The 20,045-nt window shown below is 55.2% G+C and carries 17 protein-coding genes; 7 read left to right on the top strand and 10 right to left on the bottom strand.

The annotated features are described in order from the left end of the window. The first annotated feature begins 8 nt into the window (after positions 1-8). Positions 9-1,538 carry a hypothetical protein gene (locus tag ACTRXA_RS05690; RefSeq protein WP_442426238.1) on the top strand — a complete coding sequence of 510 codons (1,530 nt, stop codon included), beginning with the start codon at positions 9-11 and terminating at the stop codon, positions 1,536-1,538. A 595-nt stretch (positions 1,539-2,133) separates the two neighbouring features. Here ACTRXA_RS05690 and ACTRXA_RS05685 read toward each other — a convergent pair. Then, positions 2,134-2,838, bottom strand: a complete 705-nt coding sequence (locus ACTRXA_RS05685) for a methyltransferase domain-containing protein (protein ID WP_442426237.1) — start codon at positions 2,836-2,838, stop codon at positions 2,134-2,136. Between the two features lie 35 nt (positions 2,839-2,873). On the opposite strand from ACTRXA_RS05685, the gene ACTRXA_RS05680 reads away from it, so the two are divergent. The 3 genes from ACTRXA_RS05680 to ACTRXA_RS05670 all read left to right on the top strand — a co-directional run bounded on the left by ACTRXA_RS05680 (position 2,874) and on the right by ACTRXA_RS05670 (position 5,401). Next, entirely contained in the window at positions 2,874-3,572 is a 699-nt protein-coding gene (locus ACTRXA_RS05680; protein ID WP_442426236.1) for a class I SAM-dependent methyltransferase, read from the top strand. 117 nt (positions 3,573-3,689) lie between these two features. Continuing rightward, positions 3,690-4,676 carry a glycosyltransferase family 2 protein gene (locus ACTRXA_RS05675; protein ID WP_442426235.1) on the top strand — a complete coding sequence of 329 codons (987 nt, stop codon included), beginning with the start codon at positions 3,690-3,692 and terminating at the stop codon, positions 4,674-4,676. An 80-nt stretch (positions 4,677-4,756) separates the two neighbouring features. After that, the gene (locus ACTRXA_RS05670; protein WP_442426234.1) at positions 4,757-5,401 is read left to right on the top strand and encodes an outer membrane protein; all 645 of its coding nucleotides are present in this window, start codon (positions 4,757-4,759) and stop codon (positions 5,399-5,401) included. A 42-nt stretch (positions 5,402-5,443) separates the two neighbouring features. Here the strand turns inward: ACTRXA_RS05670 and ACTRXA_RS05665 are convergent, their stop codons facing one another. From ACTRXA_RS05665 to ACTRXA_RS05630, 8 genes are all read right to left on the bottom strand, one after another. Then, a complete protein-coding gene (locus ACTRXA_RS05665; protein ID WP_442426233.1) occupies positions 5,444-6,922 on the bottom strand; it encodes an ArnT family glycosyltransferase in 1,479 nt (492 codons plus the stop codon). 689 nt (positions 6,923-7,611) lie between these two features. Then, entirely contained in the window at positions 7,612-8,496 is an 885-nt protein-coding gene (rfbA, locus tag ACTRXA_RS05660) for a glucose-1-phosphate thymidylyltransferase RfbA (protein WP_442426232.1), read from the bottom strand. Between the two features lie 235 nt (positions 8,497-8,731). Continuing rightward, positions 8,732-9,340, bottom strand: a complete 609-nt coding sequence (gene cysC, locus ACTRXA_RS05655; RefSeq protein ID WP_442426343.1) for an adenylyl-sulfate kinase — start codon at positions 9,338-9,340, stop codon at positions 8,732-8,734. Between the two features lie 442 nt (positions 9,341-9,782). Next, positions 9,783-10,307 (bottom strand): peptide deformylase, encoded by a 525-nt coding sequence (def, locus tag ACTRXA_RS05650; protein ID WP_442426231.1) that lies wholly within the window; start codon positions 10,305-10,307, stop codon positions 9,783-9,785. 2 nt (positions 10,308-10,309) lie between these two features. After that, positions 10,310-10,834 carry a glycine cleavage system protein R gene (locus ACTRXA_RS05645; RefSeq protein WP_442426230.1) on the bottom strand — a complete coding sequence of 175 codons (525 nt, stop codon included), beginning with the start codon at positions 10,832-10,834 and terminating at the stop codon, positions 10,310-10,312. Between the two features lie 201 nt (positions 10,835-11,035). Beyond that, positions 11,036-11,503: a terminase small subunit gene (locus ACTRXA_RS05640; RefSeq protein ID WP_442426229.1), complete on the bottom strand. Its 468-nt coding sequence runs from the start codon at positions 11,501-11,503 to the stop codon at positions 11,036-11,038. 240 nt (positions 11,504-11,743) lie between these two features. Continuing rightward, on the bottom strand, positions 11,744-12,910 hold the full coding sequence (locus tag ACTRXA_RS05635; RefSeq protein WP_442426228.1) for a glycosyltransferase family 4 protein: 1,167 nt from the start codon (positions 12,908-12,910) through the stop codon (positions 11,744-11,746). Further along, a complete protein-coding gene (locus tag ACTRXA_RS05630; protein ID WP_442426227.1) occupies positions 12,910-13,758 on the bottom strand; it encodes a glycosyltransferase family 2 protein in 849 nt (282 codons plus the stop codon). Before ACTRXA_RS05630 ends, ACTRXA_RS05635 begins: the two co-directional genes overlap by 1 nt. Positions 13,759-13,944: 186 nt before the next feature. Between ACTRXA_RS05630 and ACTRXA_RS05625 the strand changes: the two genes are divergently transcribed. Then, positions 13,945-14,550 (top strand): DapH/DapD/GlmU-related protein, encoded by a 606-nt coding sequence (locus ACTRXA_RS05625; RefSeq protein ID WP_442426226.1) that lies wholly within the window; start codon positions 13,945-13,947, stop codon positions 14,548-14,550. Here the strand turns inward: ACTRXA_RS05625 and ACTRXA_RS05620 are convergent, their stop codons facing one another. Next, entirely contained in the window at positions 14,551-15,843 is a 1,293-nt protein-coding gene (locus ACTRXA_RS05620; protein ID WP_442426225.1) for an O-antigen ligase family protein, read from the bottom strand. Between the two features lie 249 nt (positions 15,844-16,092). Here ACTRXA_RS05620 and lhgO point away from each other — a divergent pair, with 249 nt between their 5' ends. Both lhgO and ACTRXA_RS05610 read left to right on the top strand, forming a co-directional pair. Next, entirely contained in the window at positions 16,093-17,301 is a 1,209-nt protein-coding gene (gene lhgO, locus ACTRXA_RS05615) for an L-2-hydroxyglutarate oxidase (RefSeq protein WP_442426224.1), read from the top strand. Positions 17,302-17,408: 107 nt separating this feature from the next. Beyond that, a complete protein-coding gene (locus tag ACTRXA_RS05610; RefSeq protein ID WP_442426223.1) occupies positions 17,409-20,045 on the top strand; it encodes a YfhO family protein in 2,637 nt (878 codons plus the stop codon).

The raw sequence follows: 20,045 nt of genomic DNA, 5'->3' as shown, positions 1-20,045 counted from the left end.
GCACTCATATGCTGTGGAATAGGCATCTTCAATACCTCCCTTTTTATTTAGGAGGTACTTTCATTCTTTTTTCAGCGATTTTTGTTTTAGGTAATTACCAAAACCACGGGGGTGATTTTGGGCATTATATTACCCTGGCTCGTAACCTCATGCTGGGTCGGTCATGGGACCATCTTGTTTCCGGTTATCCTTTATATTTGCCCGGTTACCCGGCCCTGCTTATATTACCCACTGCGATTTTTGGCGTAAATTTTTACGTCTATGCAGTGCTAAATAGCATTTTGTGGGCGGGATGCAGCATAGCCGCATTTTACTATTTTCAAGATCAGTTTTTACACAAAGCCACGTCCTACATCTTCCTCATCGGCATCCTCTTTGTCCCTTTTTTGATTGCATTCCAACAAGATGCAATGCCAAACATTCTTTATGCAACTTTAGTCATGCTTGCATTACTGATAGGAAGACGATTTAGCGCAGGTCAGTTCCATCCCGGCCTTTCAGTAATCGTGTTAATCCCGGCAATTGTTAGGTCGGAAGCTTGTGGGCTGTATGCGGCACTTATTGCATTCTTCGTCCTTCAAAGAAGATTCAAACTGTGCGCCTTACCCGTGGCTGGGTTAATTCTTTCGTTAGGTATAAATCTATTTCTCTCCATGAACTATGAAGTGCTTTCCTTCTTTAATCTTGCCGTCGGGTTTTTGCAGGGCGCATCGAACGAGGAATTTGATTTTATTCGCCAAGTTCAAGCACATACGGCTATGCTATTGAATTATATGGCTGGGTTTGGCCAGCTTTTATTCCCCCGTGGATTTTTTGGACCATCGAACACTTGGCACTTTGTTTTAGGGGGTGATCTACCAGTCAGATTTGGCCCCATACAGGTCATCTTGACAGTTATCGTCGGCTTTGGTGTTTTTAAGAACCGTAACTATCTGTCTCTGGATAAAATATTTTTCGTTTCACACATGGGGTTGCTATCCGCATATCTCCTCTTGAAAGAGCTGGAGGGACTGCCCCTACGATATCTTACTCCCCTTTTACCGATCTATATTTTCTATTTGATATACGGCCTTGCTAATATTTTCGATTTGATATACAGCCTTGAGTACAGAATGGCGCGAATCCCCCCCCCTAGCAAGCCGATCCCAAATTCGTTTCTATTGGCTTCCATTGTCATAGGGTTTCTTGCTTTTGCAGTCCCATCTTACATGGGTGAACCTGCACGCAGGAACGTTGTTTCTACCCCACAGATGAGCGCTTTAGCAGACTGGCTTTCGGAAAATATGGGAAAACGAGTGGTCGGCTACTACAAGCCAAGGGTGATGACCATGCTCCTGTACATACGATCCGAATCGACCTTGCAAGGGGCGGTGATTCGAAGTATAGAAGATGCTGAAAAGCTCCTGAATACCGGTGGAATAGTGGTGATCCGGAAAGCCCCCCTCTACAATCAGGAAACCATACTTGAGCACCTTCAAAACGAAAATAATGTCAATTTGCTTTGGGAAGACCAGATGCATGTGGTATTTGCGAGATAGCGAACAACTCCTTTCATCCGGATTTCAATCTCCTCAAGGCGAAGCATTACAGAGAAACCCTGATTTAATGGTACAATTTGCCGGGCCGGAAATTGATGTTCACTTACGAGTGGTAGAGAAGGATGGGAAATGTTTTCTTGATCTGGTTCGGGAAAACTTAACTACATACCGGGCTGTAAAGTAGGCCGCTCCTTCAAACCAGCCAACAATTCGGCGGCCATTAACTAAACAGGTCCCTTTTCCATTCTGTCTTTAACCGAGTCCTCGTCCAACACCCGGTGAGTGTAAATATCCAATCTCGATACAATGGACAAGTGGATATTGAGATCGCCAGCTGATGTGGTGGAGCTATGGCAGTAAAATAGATCTAGACTGTTAGGGGTACTTAGGGAATTGCGGTATTCGGGTGAGCACCTGTTTCGAAACGACTACTTGTTTTTTTGAATAATTACTAAAGGCCATTATGGCCTAACCCTGTCACTCCGCAGTGCCTGGGTTCCTGAAAGATCAAATTTGACAGCAAAGGCGCTAACTGATTTGGGAGTTTTTATTTTTAGGCCCACTTGAGCCAAGACATAAGTAAAAGGGAGTTTATCTATATGTAAGTCAGTGTCCAGATTCCCTGTGCTTCGGCGCTTGCCGTTGGAATCGTTGATCTTATGTCACTCTGTGCTTGGTTGAAAAGCTGTTGAGCCTTGTCAGCGATTTCGTCCGTTTCCAATTCGTTTAAGGTTTTACGAAAAATGGCGCCGGCATCAGACCAGTAGCATCCTCTGGTTTCAATAGGAAGTTCAAAAAAGAGATTAAGATCATCCGCATCATAACCGGGCCGAAAATGTCCGCAATTTTCCCAGGCGCGTTTTCTCTTTGATGGGTTGTTGTTCGTGTAATTGTCGGCGAATGGCACCAAGCAAAAGACAAACTTTTTGGAAAGGCTTTTCATGCGCTCGGCAGCGTATCGATCTTCTTCTATGTGTTCCAGCATTTCTATGGAAGTCACCAAGTCGGCTGTTAAGTCCGTTTTGTCCATAATGTTTAATTGGTCAAATGAAATGTTGGGCACATTCCATTTTTTTGCCATTTGTTGTGCATAACGTAACCGCTCGCCATCAATATCAGTTACATGGATATGAATATGGGGGAATTCAAGGGCAAGGCCAAGTTCTGCATACCCTTTCCCGGCTCCAACAGCGAGCACCGATTTAACGCCTTTTGCTTGTTGGAATCCTTCTCGAAGGTGGAGATAGCGTAAATACCTCCAAGTTCTTTCTTTGAGAAGTATGACTTTTAAATCATGCAATTTGGGATTCGAAATCATACAAAGAGAAAAATATAGTGAATTTGCCTTTGCCACCTCCAGAAATGCGCCGGGGTGGGCCTCGTTATCTTGATGATGCCAAATATATCAAATCAGGTGTACAGAATGCGCAAATGCTTGAAAGTACCTGCGGAATTGGACCTGATAGCCGTATTCTAGATGTGGGTTGTGGCCAGGCTCGCTTGCTAAGAGGCCTTCTTTCCTACTTTGGGCGTATTCAGCGCTATGTTGGCGTCGATGTTCATGAACCATCTATTCGTTGGCTGCAATCGAATATTGCTCCCCTTACGCCATTTGCAGAATTTTATCATGTGCCGTTTCAAAATGCGCGTTACAATCCACATGGTACTCGGACGTTGGATTTTGATATCTCCGAAAAATTTGACTGCATCACCTTGATTTCCGTATTCAGCCATATGCGCTTGGCCGATATCACCCTATACCTTGACTTCATACATAAAGCTATTGTTAACGAGGGGAAGGTGTACCTTACCCTCTTTGTGGAAGACGATGTTCCAGAAGAAGAGGAAAATCCCGATGGGTATTATAAGCAATGGTCGGGTGCATTGCATTGTGTTCGGCTTAATCGTCAGGAATTTGAAAAGCGCATACGCCAGGCAGGTTTTCAAGTCGAATTGTTCCACTATCGCAATGCCAATGACGGGCAATCTTCTTATATGCTTGGCTTGAATGAAGATGAATTTATTCCCAGATAACACCCCTTTGATCTGCCAAAATAAAAATGAGGCGTTGAAGAATCTCCTGGCTGCATTTCATAGTTCATTTGATAGTAGCAAGGGATCTCAAGGGCAAACACACTGCCACTCTCCGTCATGAATGAATCCGGCGCCACGGCGGTCATCATCGTCAACTACAACAGCGGGGCGTATCTGAAAGCCTGCCTGGAGGCCCTGCGGGCACAATCGCGGCCTCCGAATTGCGTCGTGATCGTGGACAACGCCAGCGCCGACGGGTCGGCGGAATCCGCCGCCCACGCCCTCCCCGGCGCGGAATGGATCCACCTAGACACCAACACCGGCTTCGCCGCCGCCAACAACCTTGCCGTCCGCCGCGCCGCCGACTGCCGCTGGGTGGCACTGCTCAACCCCGATACCGTTCCCGACCCGGACTGGCTCGCCGCCCTACACCGCGCCGCCGTGCAGTATCCCGATTTCACCTTCTTCGCCAGCCACCTCGTGCAGTACGACGATCCGCAGAAACTCGACGGCACCGGCGACGTCCTGCACGTCAGCGGGTTCGCATGGCGCCGCGACCACGGCCACCCCGCCCTGCACCGTCCGCGCGCCACCGGCGAGGTGTTTGCCGCCTGCGCCGCCGCGGCGATGTACGATCGGCAGGCCTTCCTCGACGCTGGAGCATTCGACGAGGATTACTTCGCGTATCACGAGGACGTGGATCTGGCGTTCCGCCTGCGCCTGCGCGGGCACCGGTGCCTGTACGCCGCCGACGCCACCGTGGCGCACGCCGGGTGGGGAAGCACCGCCAAAGATAGCGCGTTTTCCACCTACCATGGCCATCGCAACATGGTGTGGACGTTTTTTAAAAACATGCCCGCGCCTCTGCTCTGGAAATACCTCCCGTCCCATCTCTTCTACAATGCCCTCATTGTGGTATGGTTCATGCTGAAAGGCCGGGGCGGCTTGATTTGCAAAGCCAAGTGGCATGCGTTGCGCGGACTGCCGCGTGCATTGCGCCAACGCCGGGCCATCCAGCGCGCCGTCTGCGTTCCGCAGGATCAGATTGCGGACGGGTTGTGCAAAGCGTTTATGGCCCCCGCCAACCGGTTCCGCAAGGAATGACCATGAAACGCCGCCTTATAAGAAAAGTTCGGTCCCACCTTCACGCATGGGTTCGCATGAAAAACGGAAATACCGCATTCTTGATTTTGTTTTATCTGCTGTGGCCGGCCGCCGCCTGGAGCGATCAGGCGGCGCTGTTCGAAACCCAACTCACCGAGCCGGGGGTGTACGTCTCCGCGTTCGGCGGGGTGTCGGTCCAGTCCGATTCCAACGTGGACCCGGACGCGCCGGGCGGCACGCTGGGCACGTTGCAGTTCGACACCAGCACCCTGGTCGGCGGCGCGGTGGGGTATCAGTTCGAAAACCCGTTCCGCATCGAAGCGGAACTGGCGCATCGCGGGTATGATGTCGAGCGGGTGAAAGGCGCGGGAACCGTTGCACCGGCCGGCGGGGACGTCTCTATCCTGAGCCTGATGGTCAACGCCTATCACGATCTGACTTCTGAGAAGTGGAAACCCTATCTCGGCATCGGTTTCGGTGTGGCGGACGTTGTGTGGAACGATGTCACCAGCGCGCTGACGCCGGTAATCGATCACAGTGATTATGTCTTCGCCGTGCAGGCGATGGCGGGTATCGGTTACGAGATCACACCGTCGCTGACGGCCACCGCCGGGTACCGCCTGTTCGGCACCTCCGACCCGAAGTTCACCGCGCGCAACGGAGCGGTCGTTACAGGCGAGGTCATCGTCAATGAGTTTGTGCTGGGACTCCGGTATCAGTTTTGACTTACGCGGGACACACCGCACATCGTTAAAGCCTACGCAGCATCATTCCGGTTTCGGTTTCAACCGCCACAGCCCCACCTTCCCGTATCGCCGAACCGGTTCCAACTGCGCCATCTCTGGCGGCGGCAGGCGATTGACCACGGTGCGCAGTCCGATGAAGAAATGCCGCGCGCGGTGTTCATCGCCGAACAACCCGCTGACCTGTTCGATCCGTTTCGTTTGCCCCCGCAGATAGTACTCGGCGGAATGGATGCGTTCGCCGAAACACCAAAGGCGGCACGTTTCATCCGGGCACAGTATTTTGAATTCCTCGACGAACGGCTTGTACGTCACCTGCGACACCCACTTCGGATTCTGCAGAATGAATCCCCCGGAGACGAAAACTGCGACCAGAAAAACGCCCGCCGCCGTCATCACCTTCGGTAGAGGGTTCGATGCGGACGATTCCGCGTTTCGCGAACCCTTGAGCGCCATTGCCAGCAGGAGCACGGCGGGCGGTGCGGCGGGCAGGGAGTAGGTCCAGATGATGTTGCGCGCGAACGTCAAAAGCACCGCCGGCGCCAGCACCCAGCACAGCAGGAAGAGCGCGAACTCGCGGCGCTCGCCTTTCAGCGCGCCGTGCAACCCGTGCGGCTCGCGGCCTTTGATAAACAGGTAAGCCGGAACCAGCACACTCCACGGGGCGAGGCCGATCAGGTAAAACACCCAAATCATGCCGAACGGCTGGCCCCGTGCCCAGCCGTAGCGGTCGCCTTCCCATCCTGGTTCGAAGAACCGGCTGAAATGCTCGCCGATGAAAAAATAGTGAAGGAAGCCCGGTGTTGTCATCTCTGCCGCGACGTACCACGGCACTGCGATGACGGCGGCGAGGGCGAGTCCGCGCACCCACGGCAGGCGCGCGCAGAACGGTTTCCATTTTTTAGTGATCGTCAGCCACACCGCAATCGACAGTCCACCCACTGCGAGGATCATCAGACCCTTAGTCAGCAGGCCCGCGCCCAGCGCGGCGAACATCCAGAGTCCGTGCCGCGCGTTGCCGTTGCGGCTGAACCGCCAGCAGGCGCTCATCATGATGAACAGCGCGAGCAGGAGCACCAGGTCGGTCATCACCGCACCCGCTGACACCAGAAATACCGCGCTGGTGGCGAGCAGAACGGTGGCGAGGTGCGCGGTGGGGGTGTCTTCTGTTTCCTTCACAAAACGCCAGAACAGAAACAGCAGAAGCGCTGAAAGCGCAAGAATGGGAGCACGTGGACCGAACTCCCCCGCCCCGAACACCGCAATTCCTCCCGCCGACAGCCAGAAGGCGAGCGGCGGTTTGCCCCAGAACGGCACGCCGTCATCGAACTGCGGGACTACCCAATAGCCACCCGCCACCATCTTGCGCGCGATCTCCGCGTAACGCGCTTCTGTGTCGTCCATGACGGGTATGATTGCAGCGCCCACGACCCGCGCACACAAAAGAATGATCAAAAAAACAATCATCGGCCTTGTCTGGTTCTGACTGAGCTTATTTTGCATGGGAACATTCCGCTGCAATTAAAATTATCTGGTTGGTCAAGGTCTCACGGTCAGGAAAACCAATTTTTAAAATTCCATGGTAGTTCGATAATTCTGTCTTATGGCTGGAGAGCTGAGATCAGCTGATGATTAAGTCGCATTGGATTCCAGCAATGGTTGCGCCAGCTTCGTACTACTTTGGCCACAAACACCTGGCCGTTGGCTGATCGAATAATATTGGTAAACTTCTACAAATGAACAAATGTCCCGCTTGTTCCAGTACATCCTGGGTTCTGAGATTTTTTGTCACCTTAATGGCTAGGCATTCCTAGCTGTACTCATCGATCATCGTCAGCATTCGAAATGACTGAACACTGAACATCTTCGGTCCTGGTTACTACAAATTCATAATTCCACGCACGATCCCTAAATTGTGGCCGCTCGGGTACAACGGCTCATCATTTAGCCATAGTCTTTTCTGTTTGGGTTGTCTCTTGAGAGTCTTAGAGCCTTCACGCTTCCATAACCTTTCTACCCATTAGGTTTCTCTCAGCTTGGCGATGATCTCTTCCGGCGAAACCGTTTTCTTGCGATAATCCCCTCTAAACATCCCAAGGTTTTAGATCAAACCCCAATACAACGGACTGGACCAATTTTAGGGGGCCAAGTGAACACGGGTTTGTCTTGTGCAAGGGCCATCGACGTGTCGCTTATTTCGAGGTATTGGAGGTGAGAAGGCTTAGGAGGTAGTCGCCGTAACCGTTGCTGCCGTAGCGGGCGGCGAGGCGTTCGAGGTGGGCCGCATCGATCCAGCCGTTCTGGAACGCGATCTCTTCCGGGCAGGCGATCTTCAATCCCTGCCTGCGTTCGATGGTCTCGACGAAGGTGTTGGCTTCCAGCAGCGCTTCGTGCGAGCCGGTATCGAGCCAGGCGAAACCGCGCCCCATGATCTGCACCTGGAGCGCCTGCTGCTTCAGGTAATGTTTGTTGATGTCGGTGATCTCCAACTCGCCGCGCGCCGAGGGTTTCAGACTCTGGGCGATGTTCACCACCTGGTTGTCGTAAAAATAGAGGCCGGTGACGGCGTAATGCGAACGCGGCTGCTTCGGTTTTTCTTCCAGGCTCACCGCGCGGCCGTCGGCGTCGAATTCCACCACGCCGTAATCCTGCGGGTTGCGCACCCAGTAGCCGAACACCGTGCCGCCCGACGGCTGTCCGCGCGCCGCCTGGACCATGCGGTCCAGGCCTTCCCCGTAATAAAAATTGTCGCCGAGGATCAGGCTGCATCCGTCCCGGCCGATGAAGTCCTTGCCGATGACAAACGCCTGCGCCAGTCCCTTCGGCTCCGGCTGCACCGCGTACTCGATGCGGAGGCCCCACTGGCTGCCGTCCTTGAGCAGATTCTGAAACTGCGGCTGATCGTGCGGTGTGGTGATGACGAGGATGTCGCGGATGCCCGCCTGCATCAATGTGGACAGCGGGTAATAGATCATCGGCTTGTCGTACAGGGGCAGCAGTTGTTTGCTGACGGCGAGTGTCAAAGGATACAGGCGCGATCCCGTCCCGCCCGCCAGAATGATGCCTTTAGTGATCATCGTTATAACGCCTCACGGTTTGTGCAGTCCCAGCCGTTCGCCGCGGTAGGCGCCGCTGGTGACCAGGTAGGTTTTCATAAAAATTTCCTGAGGGCGATCAAACCAAGCACTGGAAGATCATTTTAACTATTTTCCGGGGTTTATAAACTTTATATAAGCTCTTTTGTATACTGGAGAATCAATGCGAAACGCCAAGGGTGTGCCTTCTGTTTGGAATGAATGCCGGGTTCCGTGTTCAGCGGAGGAAGACACAATTGTTCTCCATGAAGCTCAGAATGGTGTTCACGCACTGGTGAACCTTCTGTATGTCAGTACGTATGTGAATCTCCGGATTCAACGGCGGTTCGTAGGGGGAGGAGATGCCAGTGAAATTTAGAATTTCTCCCTTCCGGGCTTTTAGGTACAGGCCCTTTGTGTCACGTTGCTCGCAAATTTCCAGTGGGCAGTCTACAAAAACTTCAATGAACCGTCCGGCGTCGATAGAAGCTCGGATTTGGTCACGGTCAGCGCGAAACGGCGAGATAAAGGCGACGATTACTATAATCCCGGTCTCGGACAACAATCGCGCAACTTCGCCGATGCGGCGGATATTTTCCTTTCGGTCTTCGGGGCTAAAGTCGAGGTCTTTGTTAAGCCCGCCGCGCACGACGTCCCCGTCCAGGATGGTCACCAGTGCCTTGCGCTCGAAGAGAGCCCGCTCCAGAGCGATTGACAAGGTCGTCTTGCCGGCTCCTGAAAGACCGGTGAACCACAGAATGGTGCCTCGCTGCTGATATCGCTGCTCCCGTTCCGTTCGACTGATCTTTTTGGAAGTCGGAGGGGGTTCGGCTGGCTTTACATCGATTTGTAGGTTGCCGGTGGTCTGGGATGATTGGGATTTTTTGGGGTTCAAAATGGGTTATGGAGATAAGGTTGGACTTTAGATCTGTTGGTATTTTAAGCAGGTCGTACCGGTTTGGCAAGCAGTAGCCTGTCCCTGTTAGGAGTACCGTATTTAAAGTAAGAGTTTCAACCCTGTGACCACCACCCATTTATTGGGCCATTTTTGATGTGAAAAATTCCATATTGTCTGTGGGTTTTCCGGGTCTTGAGAAGTCAGACTCCACCTTTTTCCAGTAAGCGTGCACGTTTTTAAGATATTGGGTAAGCAGTTTAAAGGTTCCGGTCATCGCACTCAATCCAAATTAAAATATTGGAACGCCGGTTTCTTGCACCCTTGAGAATCCAGTTCCGCATGGGAAACCCGGATGGTACTCGGGATGGTTGCTTTGTTGTGGAGGATGGAATCAGGGCAATTGTTTGGATGAGAGGTCGGGATTCGGATTGCGTTGCGCCAGGTCGTGGCGGCGGCTGACGAGGCGGTCGAGAAACAGTTTGCCATCAAGGTGATCGATCTCGTGTTGCGCCGCGCGGGCCTCGTAGCCTTCCATCTCGTACACGCGCTCTTCTCCCGCCTCGTCCAGGGCGCGGATGGTGACCTTCCTGGCGCGCACCACGTTGCCGATGAAATCGGGAACCGAAAGGCACCCCTCGCGCCCCCTGGTTTTCCCGGATTGCTGCAGGACCTCCGGATTGATCAGAACCACCCGGCCGTGGTGCCGGATGCCGGGTTTCACCGACACGTCGATGAGCACGATGCGTTCCAAGCGACCCACCTGTGGCGCGGCGATGCCCACCGAGGGCGGACCCGCGCGCATGGTCTCTTCCAGGTCGCGGATGAACGCGCGCACCTCGTCGTTCACTTCCGCCACCGGTTTGGAAATCTGCTTGAGCAGGGGGTTGGGATAGGTGAGGACTTGCAGGACGGCCATCGTCACCCCATCAATGTGTCGATCGGTGACAGGTGCGTTTCCACCTGCTGGTCGCGGGACAATGCTTTGCAGGCGGCCTCCAGCGGCGGCAGGCCGCGTTCCGCCACCCCCTCGATGTGCATGATGAAGATGGGCTCCGCTTCGGTGCCGCCAACGTCGGTTTCCAGGTTTAGGATGTTGAGCCCCGCCTCTGCCAGGGCGCCCGTCGCGGCGGCGACGATCCCCACGCGGTCCGCCCCGTATATGCTGATCTTCACATCCGGCTCGACGTGATGGTGCAGGTCGGCGTCGATGGCATCGAGGTGCACCATCAGGTTCCACGGTTCGACCGCGGGTTGAAGGCGCGCTTCCAGTTCGTTCAGCTCCAGCGGGCACCGCACCATGAGCATCATGGAAAAGTTGCCGCCGAGCCGCGCCATGCTGGCCTCACCGATGTTGCCGCCGTTTTCGCACAAAACCCGGCTGACGGCGGCGACGATGCCCGGTCCGTCGCGTCCCACCAGGGTGAGCATGTACCAGTTTTTCATTGCCAGGCTCCTTCAACCGGGGTTTTGTAAATGAAGAAAGCCCGCGGTTTTCGAAATTTACTTGACCGGAATGTATCAACGCCTTTTGAGTGCGTCCATTTCATAACTGATTTAAGAATTAATATGAATTTAAAGCAACTTTTGGATACTGAAAACATAAAGACGAAAAACGGGATGGTTGTCAGGTTAATACATTGAAAGTTAACGCCTAAGATGCTTTCGGGTTTTGGGGTAAATACCCATATGTTTTGCCAATAAATGTAGAGCCCGAAGTTTATTGTGCATTTTAACGCCAATCACCTTGCCATTTTTATCGAACGAAAAAGTGATTTGAGAAATACCCACTTTTTGTTCCGGAGTCAGTTCTTCCATAGGTTTTAGGTGAATGCCCTCTGGTCCCCAAGTGCAAACATCCGAGATGTTTGTGAAAGCTATGCTGGAAAGCTCATTGAGAAGTCGTTCGCGGCGCGTTTCCAATCGTTTAGAGCGCTCATCCAGCCCCCTTTGAATTTCCGCCTGAATACTAAGTTTTGTTAAGTTTTGTGACCCTTGAACATTGGCCGTTTTCCGGGAATATCCGGCTCTGATGGCTGCCTGAGTCGCATTCAAATCTATCAAGTATTCTTCAATAAATCGTTTTTGTTTGTGTGTAAGCCCTTTAGTTTTCATTGGTTATGCCGTCAGATTCGAAAGGTGCCAAATGAGGAAGTGAGTCAACTGCTTAGGAAACAACGTTCCTTAAAAGTCCTTTTTGCATGCGTAACCATGGACTGGACACAGGCTAACCTCAAATTTCATACAAAACCCGGCTGACGGCGGCGACGATGCCCGGCCCGTCGCGTCCCACCAGGGTGAGCATGTACCAGTTTGCCATGGACTCCTCAAGTCAATCTTGGTTTATGGAAACCCTCACCAGGTCCCGATAATGAACCCGACGTTCAACGCCACCAGGCACGCGATCAGCGGGTAGGGACTGGGCACCAGCCGCCGCATGAACAGGCGGTCGCCGTTCCGGGTGTATTCAAAATGGATCAGCGTCAGGATAAGGAGGCTGACGTTCAACACCAGAAACAGCAGGAAAAGAAGCGTGAAAAATGGGATGCGGTCGATGTTGCTGGTATAAATCAGGGTGATCAGATCGAAATACAGCGTCACCCCGAACAGGATGGAGATGGACTGGCGGTCGGTGAAGCCCAGTTTCACAAGGCGGTGGTGCAGGTGGTCTGCGTCGCGTGCGAAGGGACTCTCGCCTTTGAAAATACGCCGGAAAAACGCGAACACCGTATCGCTGATCGGCACCACCAGCATGGAAATGGGCAGGATGAAATACACTTCGTCCTGAAAACCCCGCATCCAGACACTGACGAAAACGAGAGATACCAGAAGGCCGAGGGGAAGGCTGCCGGTGTTGCCAAGGTAAATTTTTGCGGGCGGGAAATTGAAGAACAGGAACCCGAGCACGCTGCCTGCCAGTGTCGCGGCCAGAAACGACGCTTCAAATATGCCCCGGTCCCAGAACACCATCGCCGCAAACACGCAGGTGAGAAAGGCCAGCCCGCCGGACAGGCCGTCCTGTCCGTCCACCAGGTTGAAGCCGTTGGAGATGCCCGCGATCCACAACAGCGTCCACCCGGCGCCCAGCCAGGCCCAGTCCAAAACCCCGACCTGGTTGGCCGCCATCCCGTTGAGCACCAGGAACAGCGCGATGAGAACCTGCACGCAGAGTTTGAACCGCGCCTTGAGGTTCACCAAATCGTCCACAAACCCCAAAAGGATCATTGCCAGCACTCCTACGGTCAGCAGGAGAAACGAAGTCATGTAGTGATTGTGCAGGGCCCCGAGATAAAAACACGACCACAGAACGAAAAGAAAAGAGGCGATCACCGCCAGGCCGCCAAAGGGGCTGACTTCTTCCTTGTCTTTGTGGGCGCGGGAATGGATGAGGAGGAACTTTGCGAGGGGATGTGTGCCTTTCAAGAACCGCGTCACCCACCAGGTGAGAAACAGGGACGCGCCCAGCGTTCCGGCAAACGCCATCAGGTGTATTCCCAGTGAAATGGGAGAGTTGATGGACATCACTTCCACCTTGTACCTATCAGCTGCAGAAGGCAGCGCAGACCGATCGCCATGCTCACCAGCCCGTAAACCACCGGGTTGGGCCGCATGTGTTTTTTCCAGTAGTGCGCCATGCCGCGGTGGCGCCTGACGATCACCAGGGCAGGCAGGTTGCGGTTGCCGGCCCCGATGTCGTGGGTGACGACCGCTTCCGGATGGTACACCACCCGGTACCCGGCCTGCCATGCCGTGCGGCACAAATCCACATCTTCATGAAACAGAAAATACCGCTCGTCGAATCCACCCAGTTCCCGGAATCGATCCCGGACAATCATCATGCAGCATCCCGACACCCAGTCGACGTCGCGCGTGGTCGCATGATCGAAGTCCAGCATCAGGTATTCGCGCGTGAAACGATTTCCGGGAAACCACAGGCTGAGCAACGAACGTCGATGAAACAGGCCCGTCCACAGCCGTGGAAACCGGCGGCAGGATGCCTGCACGGTTCCATCCGGATTGAGCACTTTCGGGCCGGCGATCCCGATACCCGGATCCGATTCCAGTTGATTCCGCAATGCGTCCACCGCCCCTTCGTGCAGCCGGGCATCCGGGTTCAGGAAAACCAGCAGTCCGCCCCGGGCTTCCCGTGCAGCCTGGTTGCAGGCGCGGGCGAAGCCGATGTTTTTCCGGTTGGTGGTCACGCGGACATTCGGAAACCGGGTTTCAAAGTCGTCCAAACGATCCTGCCGCGCGTTGTTCACCACCAGGACTTCATAATGCGCGTCCTTTACGGAATCCTGAATCGATTGCAGGCATTTCTCCAGACAGTCACCATGATTGTAGGTTACAATGATGAACGTCAGGTCCATGTTTCCGTCGCAAGTTGTATCCGCACCGGCGGAGCGGAATCGTGAGGCCGCATGCGGTCAGCATAAAAGGAAACCCCAACCAAGTAAACAGACATTTGGATTGCCGGAACCACCCGGCAAGGGTCTGCATCGTACCGGAATGAAGGACCGGTACCGGCGGAGAGCGCCATACATTCATTTTCGAATATGGAACATTTTGCCACCCTGGGCAGCAACTGCCTGATCGAGGATCGCGTCCGCCTCGGTTTCCAGTACCGGGATCATTGTCTGAAAGCGCGTATCGGCGACAACGCGGTGATCCGCTCCATGAGCCTGATTTACGGGGACGTGGTGATCGGCGACAACTTCCATGCCGGGAAGGGCGTGGTGGTGCGGGGCAACACGCGGTTGGGAAATGATGTGAAACTTGACAATGGGGTCATCATCGAAGGCCACGTGCAGATCGGCGACCGCGTGAAAATCGGCGCGCGGTCCTACGTGCCCCACGATGTCATCATCGGCAACCAGGTGATGCTGGGCGAGGAGGTGGTGCTGAGCTTCGGGCGGCGCACGGAGGAAGTTCCCCGCAAGTTCATGGGAGACGTCGGCACGGTCATCGGCAACCGGGTGATCATCGGCTCCCATTCGGTGATCCATCCTGGAGTCAATATCGGGGACGATTGCTACATTCTTGAACACACAACCTTGACCCAGGACATTCCTCCGCAATGCATGGCTTCCGGCATACCGGCCAAGGTGTTTCCCCTCACACGTGAAATGAGCCGGAAAATGAAGATGGAATTCAGTCGCTGATCATCCGGTTTTTCCCGGGTTGTTGCTGGCCGCGGGAGTCGCCAGGCTCAGGCCCATCATGAAATAGGTCAGCATGGCGACTTCCGAGTCAAAGAAATTGGATTCTACAAGCCCGTAGGTGTGAAAAGCCAGCACCGCCGCAATCCCTCCCAGCCGCGGCCAGTCCGGCGCCGCGTTTCGCCACACTCGGCGGAACCCCTGAAACACATACTTGAAATAAAAAAACCAGATAGCCAGCCACGCGACGAGGCCGATCGCACCGGTTTCCACCATCAGTTGAAGCACGTTGCTGTGTGCGGCACGAAAACGTTTCAGTATGGGGTGGTGCGGGTAGTGTTCCGTTATCTCCACACTGCAACGGAATCCGCAACCGGTCAGCGGGTGATCCTGGAAGATTTCGACCGACGCGCGCCAGATGTCAACGCGATCCTGCATGCTCTGGTCGAACAGGAACAGGTTGCGTTCGGCATCCAGTTCGTAATTCAAGAGACTGCGTTGCATCGGTCCGGGCAGGAGAGCCACGATCAACACCGTGGCACCGACCAGGCCAAAAAAGAGGCGGCGGTTGCGGATAAACAACAGAAAACAGAACCCGATTAGAAACCCCATCCACGCCCCGCGCGAGAGCGTCCACACCAGGCCCCCGACGACGCAAACCAAAGCGACCCCTGCCGCGACGCGCCGGTCCTTCAGGAACAATCCCCGCGAAGCGAGGAGGAGCCCGCTCAACATCATCATCTGGGCGTAGGTGTTGACGGAACCGAACGGGCCCCGTGCGCGCGGACCATACACATCCAGAGCAACAAAGTGCTGGTAATACCCGACCAGGCCGGACACCGCCGCCGCCAGACCCAGCACAATGACGCACAGTGTGGGAGAATCCAGCGATACCCATTTCGTTACGCGGGTTGCCAGGCGGCTTTCGGTATTGCGCCTGCGCAACCAGGATGCGAGGTCGGCAAACACTCTTTGCGGTGCGGTGGAAAGCAGGGTGTTCAGCGTCCAGAAAACGATCAGGGGCTCGCCGAACTTTTTCGCCTGCACCGCGCTCACCGCCGGAGCATGCGCGGTGAAAATGGCAATCGTGGATGCGGCGATGAACAGAAGGAACGGCACCGCCAGGGGAAACCGCATTTCTTTCCAGCTCTGAGAAAGGGCATGGCGCAAAACCCAGGCCGGGAAACCGATGAACAATGCGATGGTGGTCAGCGATATGGAAAACGGTGAGAAGAGGAGAAAGAGAAAAAAGCCCGCGATGTGGATCCGGTCCAGAATGTCTGTCGATCGGGCCATGGAGTCGGGGGAAAGGGATGAGGGCGCCTTGCGGACCCGGGCCGGGGTTGGCGGCTCGCTGCTTTATGAAACGAGCGGGATGATTCCTGACAAAAATAACGCAATTGCCATAGGGGATCAATTGGAATTGAAACGGGTGCGGGGGAATTCCTTTGCCAGCATGGATTGTTTTGGATACGATGGTGCGCCCGTTTCGCCGAGTGCTATTGGAAGCGAACCGGTCCCTTCTCATTTTTTCGCGTGGAACTCATGACTGCGGATTACGTGGTGATTGGAGGCGGCGTCATCGGCCTGTCGGTGGCGCGCGAACTGAAGCGGCGGTTTCCCGCGGCGCGGGTTGTCGTGCTGGAAAAGGAAACGCGGTGCGGGGCACACGCGAGTACCCGCAACAGCGGGGTGCTGCACGCGGGTTTTTATTACACCGCCGACAGCCTGAAGGCCCGCTTCACCCGCGACGGCAACCGCCGCCTGACCGAATTCTGCGAGGAACGCGGGCTTGCCATCCGCAAATGCGGCAAGCTGGTCGTCGCCAAAAACGAATCCGAACTGGAAGGCCTGGACGAGTTGTTGCGCCGCGCCAGGGAGAACGGCGTTCAGCTGGAGCCGGTGACGGAAGACGCGGCGAAAAAAATCGAGCCGCGAGTGCGCACCTGCGGACGCGCCCTGTTTTCACCGACCACGTCCACCGTCGACCCTTCGGAAGTGGTCGACGCGCTGGAGCGGGAAGTGATCGATGCGGGCATCGAATTGCGCCTGGGCGAAGGCTTCGCCGAATGGCGAAACGGGGTGGTGAAAACGGAGACCGGTTCCATCGAGTGCGGTTACGTCGTCAACAGCGCCGGGTTGCATGCGGATTCCGTGGCGCAGCAGTTCGGGTTCTCGCAGCATTACCGCATCCTGCCTTTCAAGGGATTGTACCTTTATTCCAGCGAACCGGCAGGCGCGCTTCAAACTCACATCTATCCGGTGCCGGATTTGAAGCAACCGTTCCTCGGAGTTCATTTCACGGTGACGGTGGACGGACGCGCCAAGATCGGGCCCACGGCCATCCCCGCATTCTGGCGGGAACATTACGGTGGATTCAAAAATTTCAAATTGCGGGAAATGGCGGACATCTGCCTGCGCCAGTTGAGCCTGGCCCTGCACTCGGATTTCGATTTTCGCCGGCTGGCGCTGGAGGAAATGAAAAAACAGTATGCGCCGTACATGGTTCGCCAGGCGGCGCGCATGGCGCGCGGTGTGCGGCCGGGGCAGTACAAAACCTGGGGCGCACCCGGCATCCGGGCGCAACTGGTGGACCTGCGGGGACCCTCGCTGGTGATGGATTTCCTGCTGGAGGGCGACGCCCGCTCGCTTCACATCCTCAACGCCGTCTCTCCCGGATTCACCTGCGCCTTTCCTTTCGCCGAGCACGTGTGCGACCGCATCGATCAATACCGCGGGGAATCCAGTTCATAGTTCCAGCTTTGCAAAAGTCCGTTCCTCTTAGTTCTTTTCATTTTGTCATTCCCCCATTACATTAATAGAAACGGTGCGCATACGGATTTCAATCAAGAGGAGACCGTTTGAGTTCCCCCGATTTTGAAATTTTCCTGGCCCTGGGCGTGATCCTGTTCATGGTGCTGAGTCCCGTCCTCGCCTGGCCGCAAACCCGCCGCCTCACCCCCATCGTTCTGTCGTTTTATATTCTGTTCCTGTGGCTTCACTGGGACATTGTGGCCGGAAACCGGATGACCTACCACGACACCGCGTGGAACCTGGAAGGCTGGTCGGCCATCATTCAGCAATGGGTGTACAGCGGCGAACCTCTGGGATGGAACCCTTTTATCGGCGCGGGCCAGCCATTTGCGCTGTACCACAATGTCCTTTCTTCCCTTCCCTCGGTTTTTTTCGCCTGGTTGTTCAAATCGCTGGGCCTGCCGTTCGATTCCACGCAGAACTTCAAGCTGATCTGGACGTTCGGGCACCTCAACATCTGCACCGGGGCGCTTTTGCTGTTCCGGCTGCTGTACCGGGACAGCTGGGTCTGCCTGCTGGGAATGACAACCCTGCTGTTCGGCGGCTTGTTCTTTGTGGAACTCGGACAGGGCGTGGTGATTTACGTTCTGAGTTTTCTTCCCTACATGCTGTTCTTTCTCATCAATTATTACCGGGAACGCACCTGGCCGCCGCTTCTCCTGTTTGCGGTTTTCCTGGGGATGTCGGTCAACTATTACATTCCGACTTACATGGCATACACGTTATTGATGTTTTTGCTTGCGGCCTGGCTGGCGGCGGGGCTGCGGGAAGACGTGTCCGTACGCGCCGAGGTGCGTTCTTTGGGACAGACGCTGCGAAAGCAGCTATGGGTGATCCCGCCGGCGTTGCTGCTGATGGCCGCGACGGCCGGCCCGATGTTTTTCAATTACGCCGAGATCCAGGATTACGCCTCCCCCACCCGGGGCTATTCCACCAACGATGCCAAGACGACCGATTACACGCACCAAAAGGGGGTGTCGGTGCCCTGGCACGCTTACAGCATGTTGATCCATCCACGCATGACGAGCATGACGGACCTGCACAGCGCTTACTACATCGGCCTGATTCCCTGCATTGCCGTGGTGGCGTCGCTGATTGTCGGAGGAAACCGCCTGTTCATGATCCTGTCCCTGTTTCTGGTGGTGATTTCCGCGAAGGATATTTTCGGCCTGCCCCTGTGGGAATGGTTGCGGGGTTTCCTGCCGCTGGGGGACACCCTGAGGCACACCTTCATGTTTGCGCGCCTCGCGGCTTTTTTCCTGCTGACGGTTTCGCTGGCGGGTTTGCTGTCGCTTAAGAGCAGCGGGGCCACGCCGCTCAGGAAAATCCTGGCGGTGATGCTGGGAGCGGTGTTCTGGGCGGGCCTCTTCTGGGACGAGTGGACCTGGAACCTTCAGATGAAATTCATGCTGGCGGGCATGGTGCTGATACTTTTTGCCGCCAGCCGGTGGATCCCGAAGGCAGGGGCTCCTGTCGTGTGCCTCGCGGTCCTGCTGGCGTTTCACGCGTATGACCTGATCGACGTCACGCGCAAACACCCGCTTCCCCAAAGCCCGTTCTGGGGCAAATTCGATTATCCCCGCCAATACAGGATGGACCCCATTGTGTATCCTGCAACCTGGCAGGTCCGGCCGGAAGAGAGTATTCCCGTCCCGCAATATATGAAATCCACGTACAACAAGGAAGCCATCTGGGCGAACAAGTTTCCCGACACCATGCTCTGGCTGCAGAAGGACCTGACCTGGTTCCTGTTGCGCCAGCGATTCCTCGATGAAGAGATTGCTTACGCCAATCCCTTCTATCATAAAAACCTTGAGCTCAAACAGGCGGAGGGGAATTTGTTCTACGCGCTTCCCGCCGGAAACCATGCCGATCCGGAGGCATTGGTGCTTCCCGCTTTGAAAAGAATTCTGAATTTGGACCGGCCGTTGATGCAGGTCACCGGCATGAGTGGAATGCCGGAGAAGACCGGGGAAACGGGGAATGCAAAAACACAGCAGGTCTGGTTTTCATTTTCTCTCGAGGAGGGATTCTCTCCGGACCGCCTGGAGATCAAATCCTGGCCGTGGCTGGGTTCCTGGAAAGGCGGGAGCGTGGAAGTGTGGCAAAGTGAAAACGGCCGCTCGTGGCAGTTTGTTCAGGAACTCAAGCTGGAAGAGGCTGTTCCGGACAAGACCCATCACTATTATACGTTCGCGCTGGGGCAACCGGTCACCCAGCCGTTTTTCAAACTGGTGATCGACGCCGCCCATATTTCCCTTTTCTCCAGCGTGCAACTGGCGGAGAGCGGAGTGAAGGCAAGCCAGCCTGTGGTGGAAAAAGGCGGCACGCTGATCCAGAGTCACAATCCCGGTTCCAACCGGGTCACGGTGGACCTCGACCTTCCTTCCGACGCCTACCTGCTGCGGATGGAAAATTATCATCCCGGCTGGACCGCGACCGTGGACGGCAACGCAGTTCCCATCACGCGCGTGTCTCCCAATTTCCAGGCGGTGTCCGTTCCGGCCGGGCAACACACGGTGGAATTCGAGTTTCGGTCCCTGTACCCCACCCTCGTTATCCTGCACATCGTGACAGGTCTGTTGGGCGGAGCGGGATTGCTGTGGTGGCTGAGTGGAATCCGTTTGCCTGGGGTTCGCGCGGCCATGAAGGACACCGCCCCGGAGGTGAGCGCTTCTTCCTGA

The sequence above is a fragment of the Nitrospina sp. P1_D6 genome (assembly GCF_052156615.1).
Classification (GTDB): Bacteria; Nitrospinota; Nitrospinia; order Nitrospinales; family Nitrospinaceae; genus Nitrospina.
Note: the sequence above shows the minus strand (reverse complement) of the source record. Positions and strands in the feature narration are given on the sequence as shown.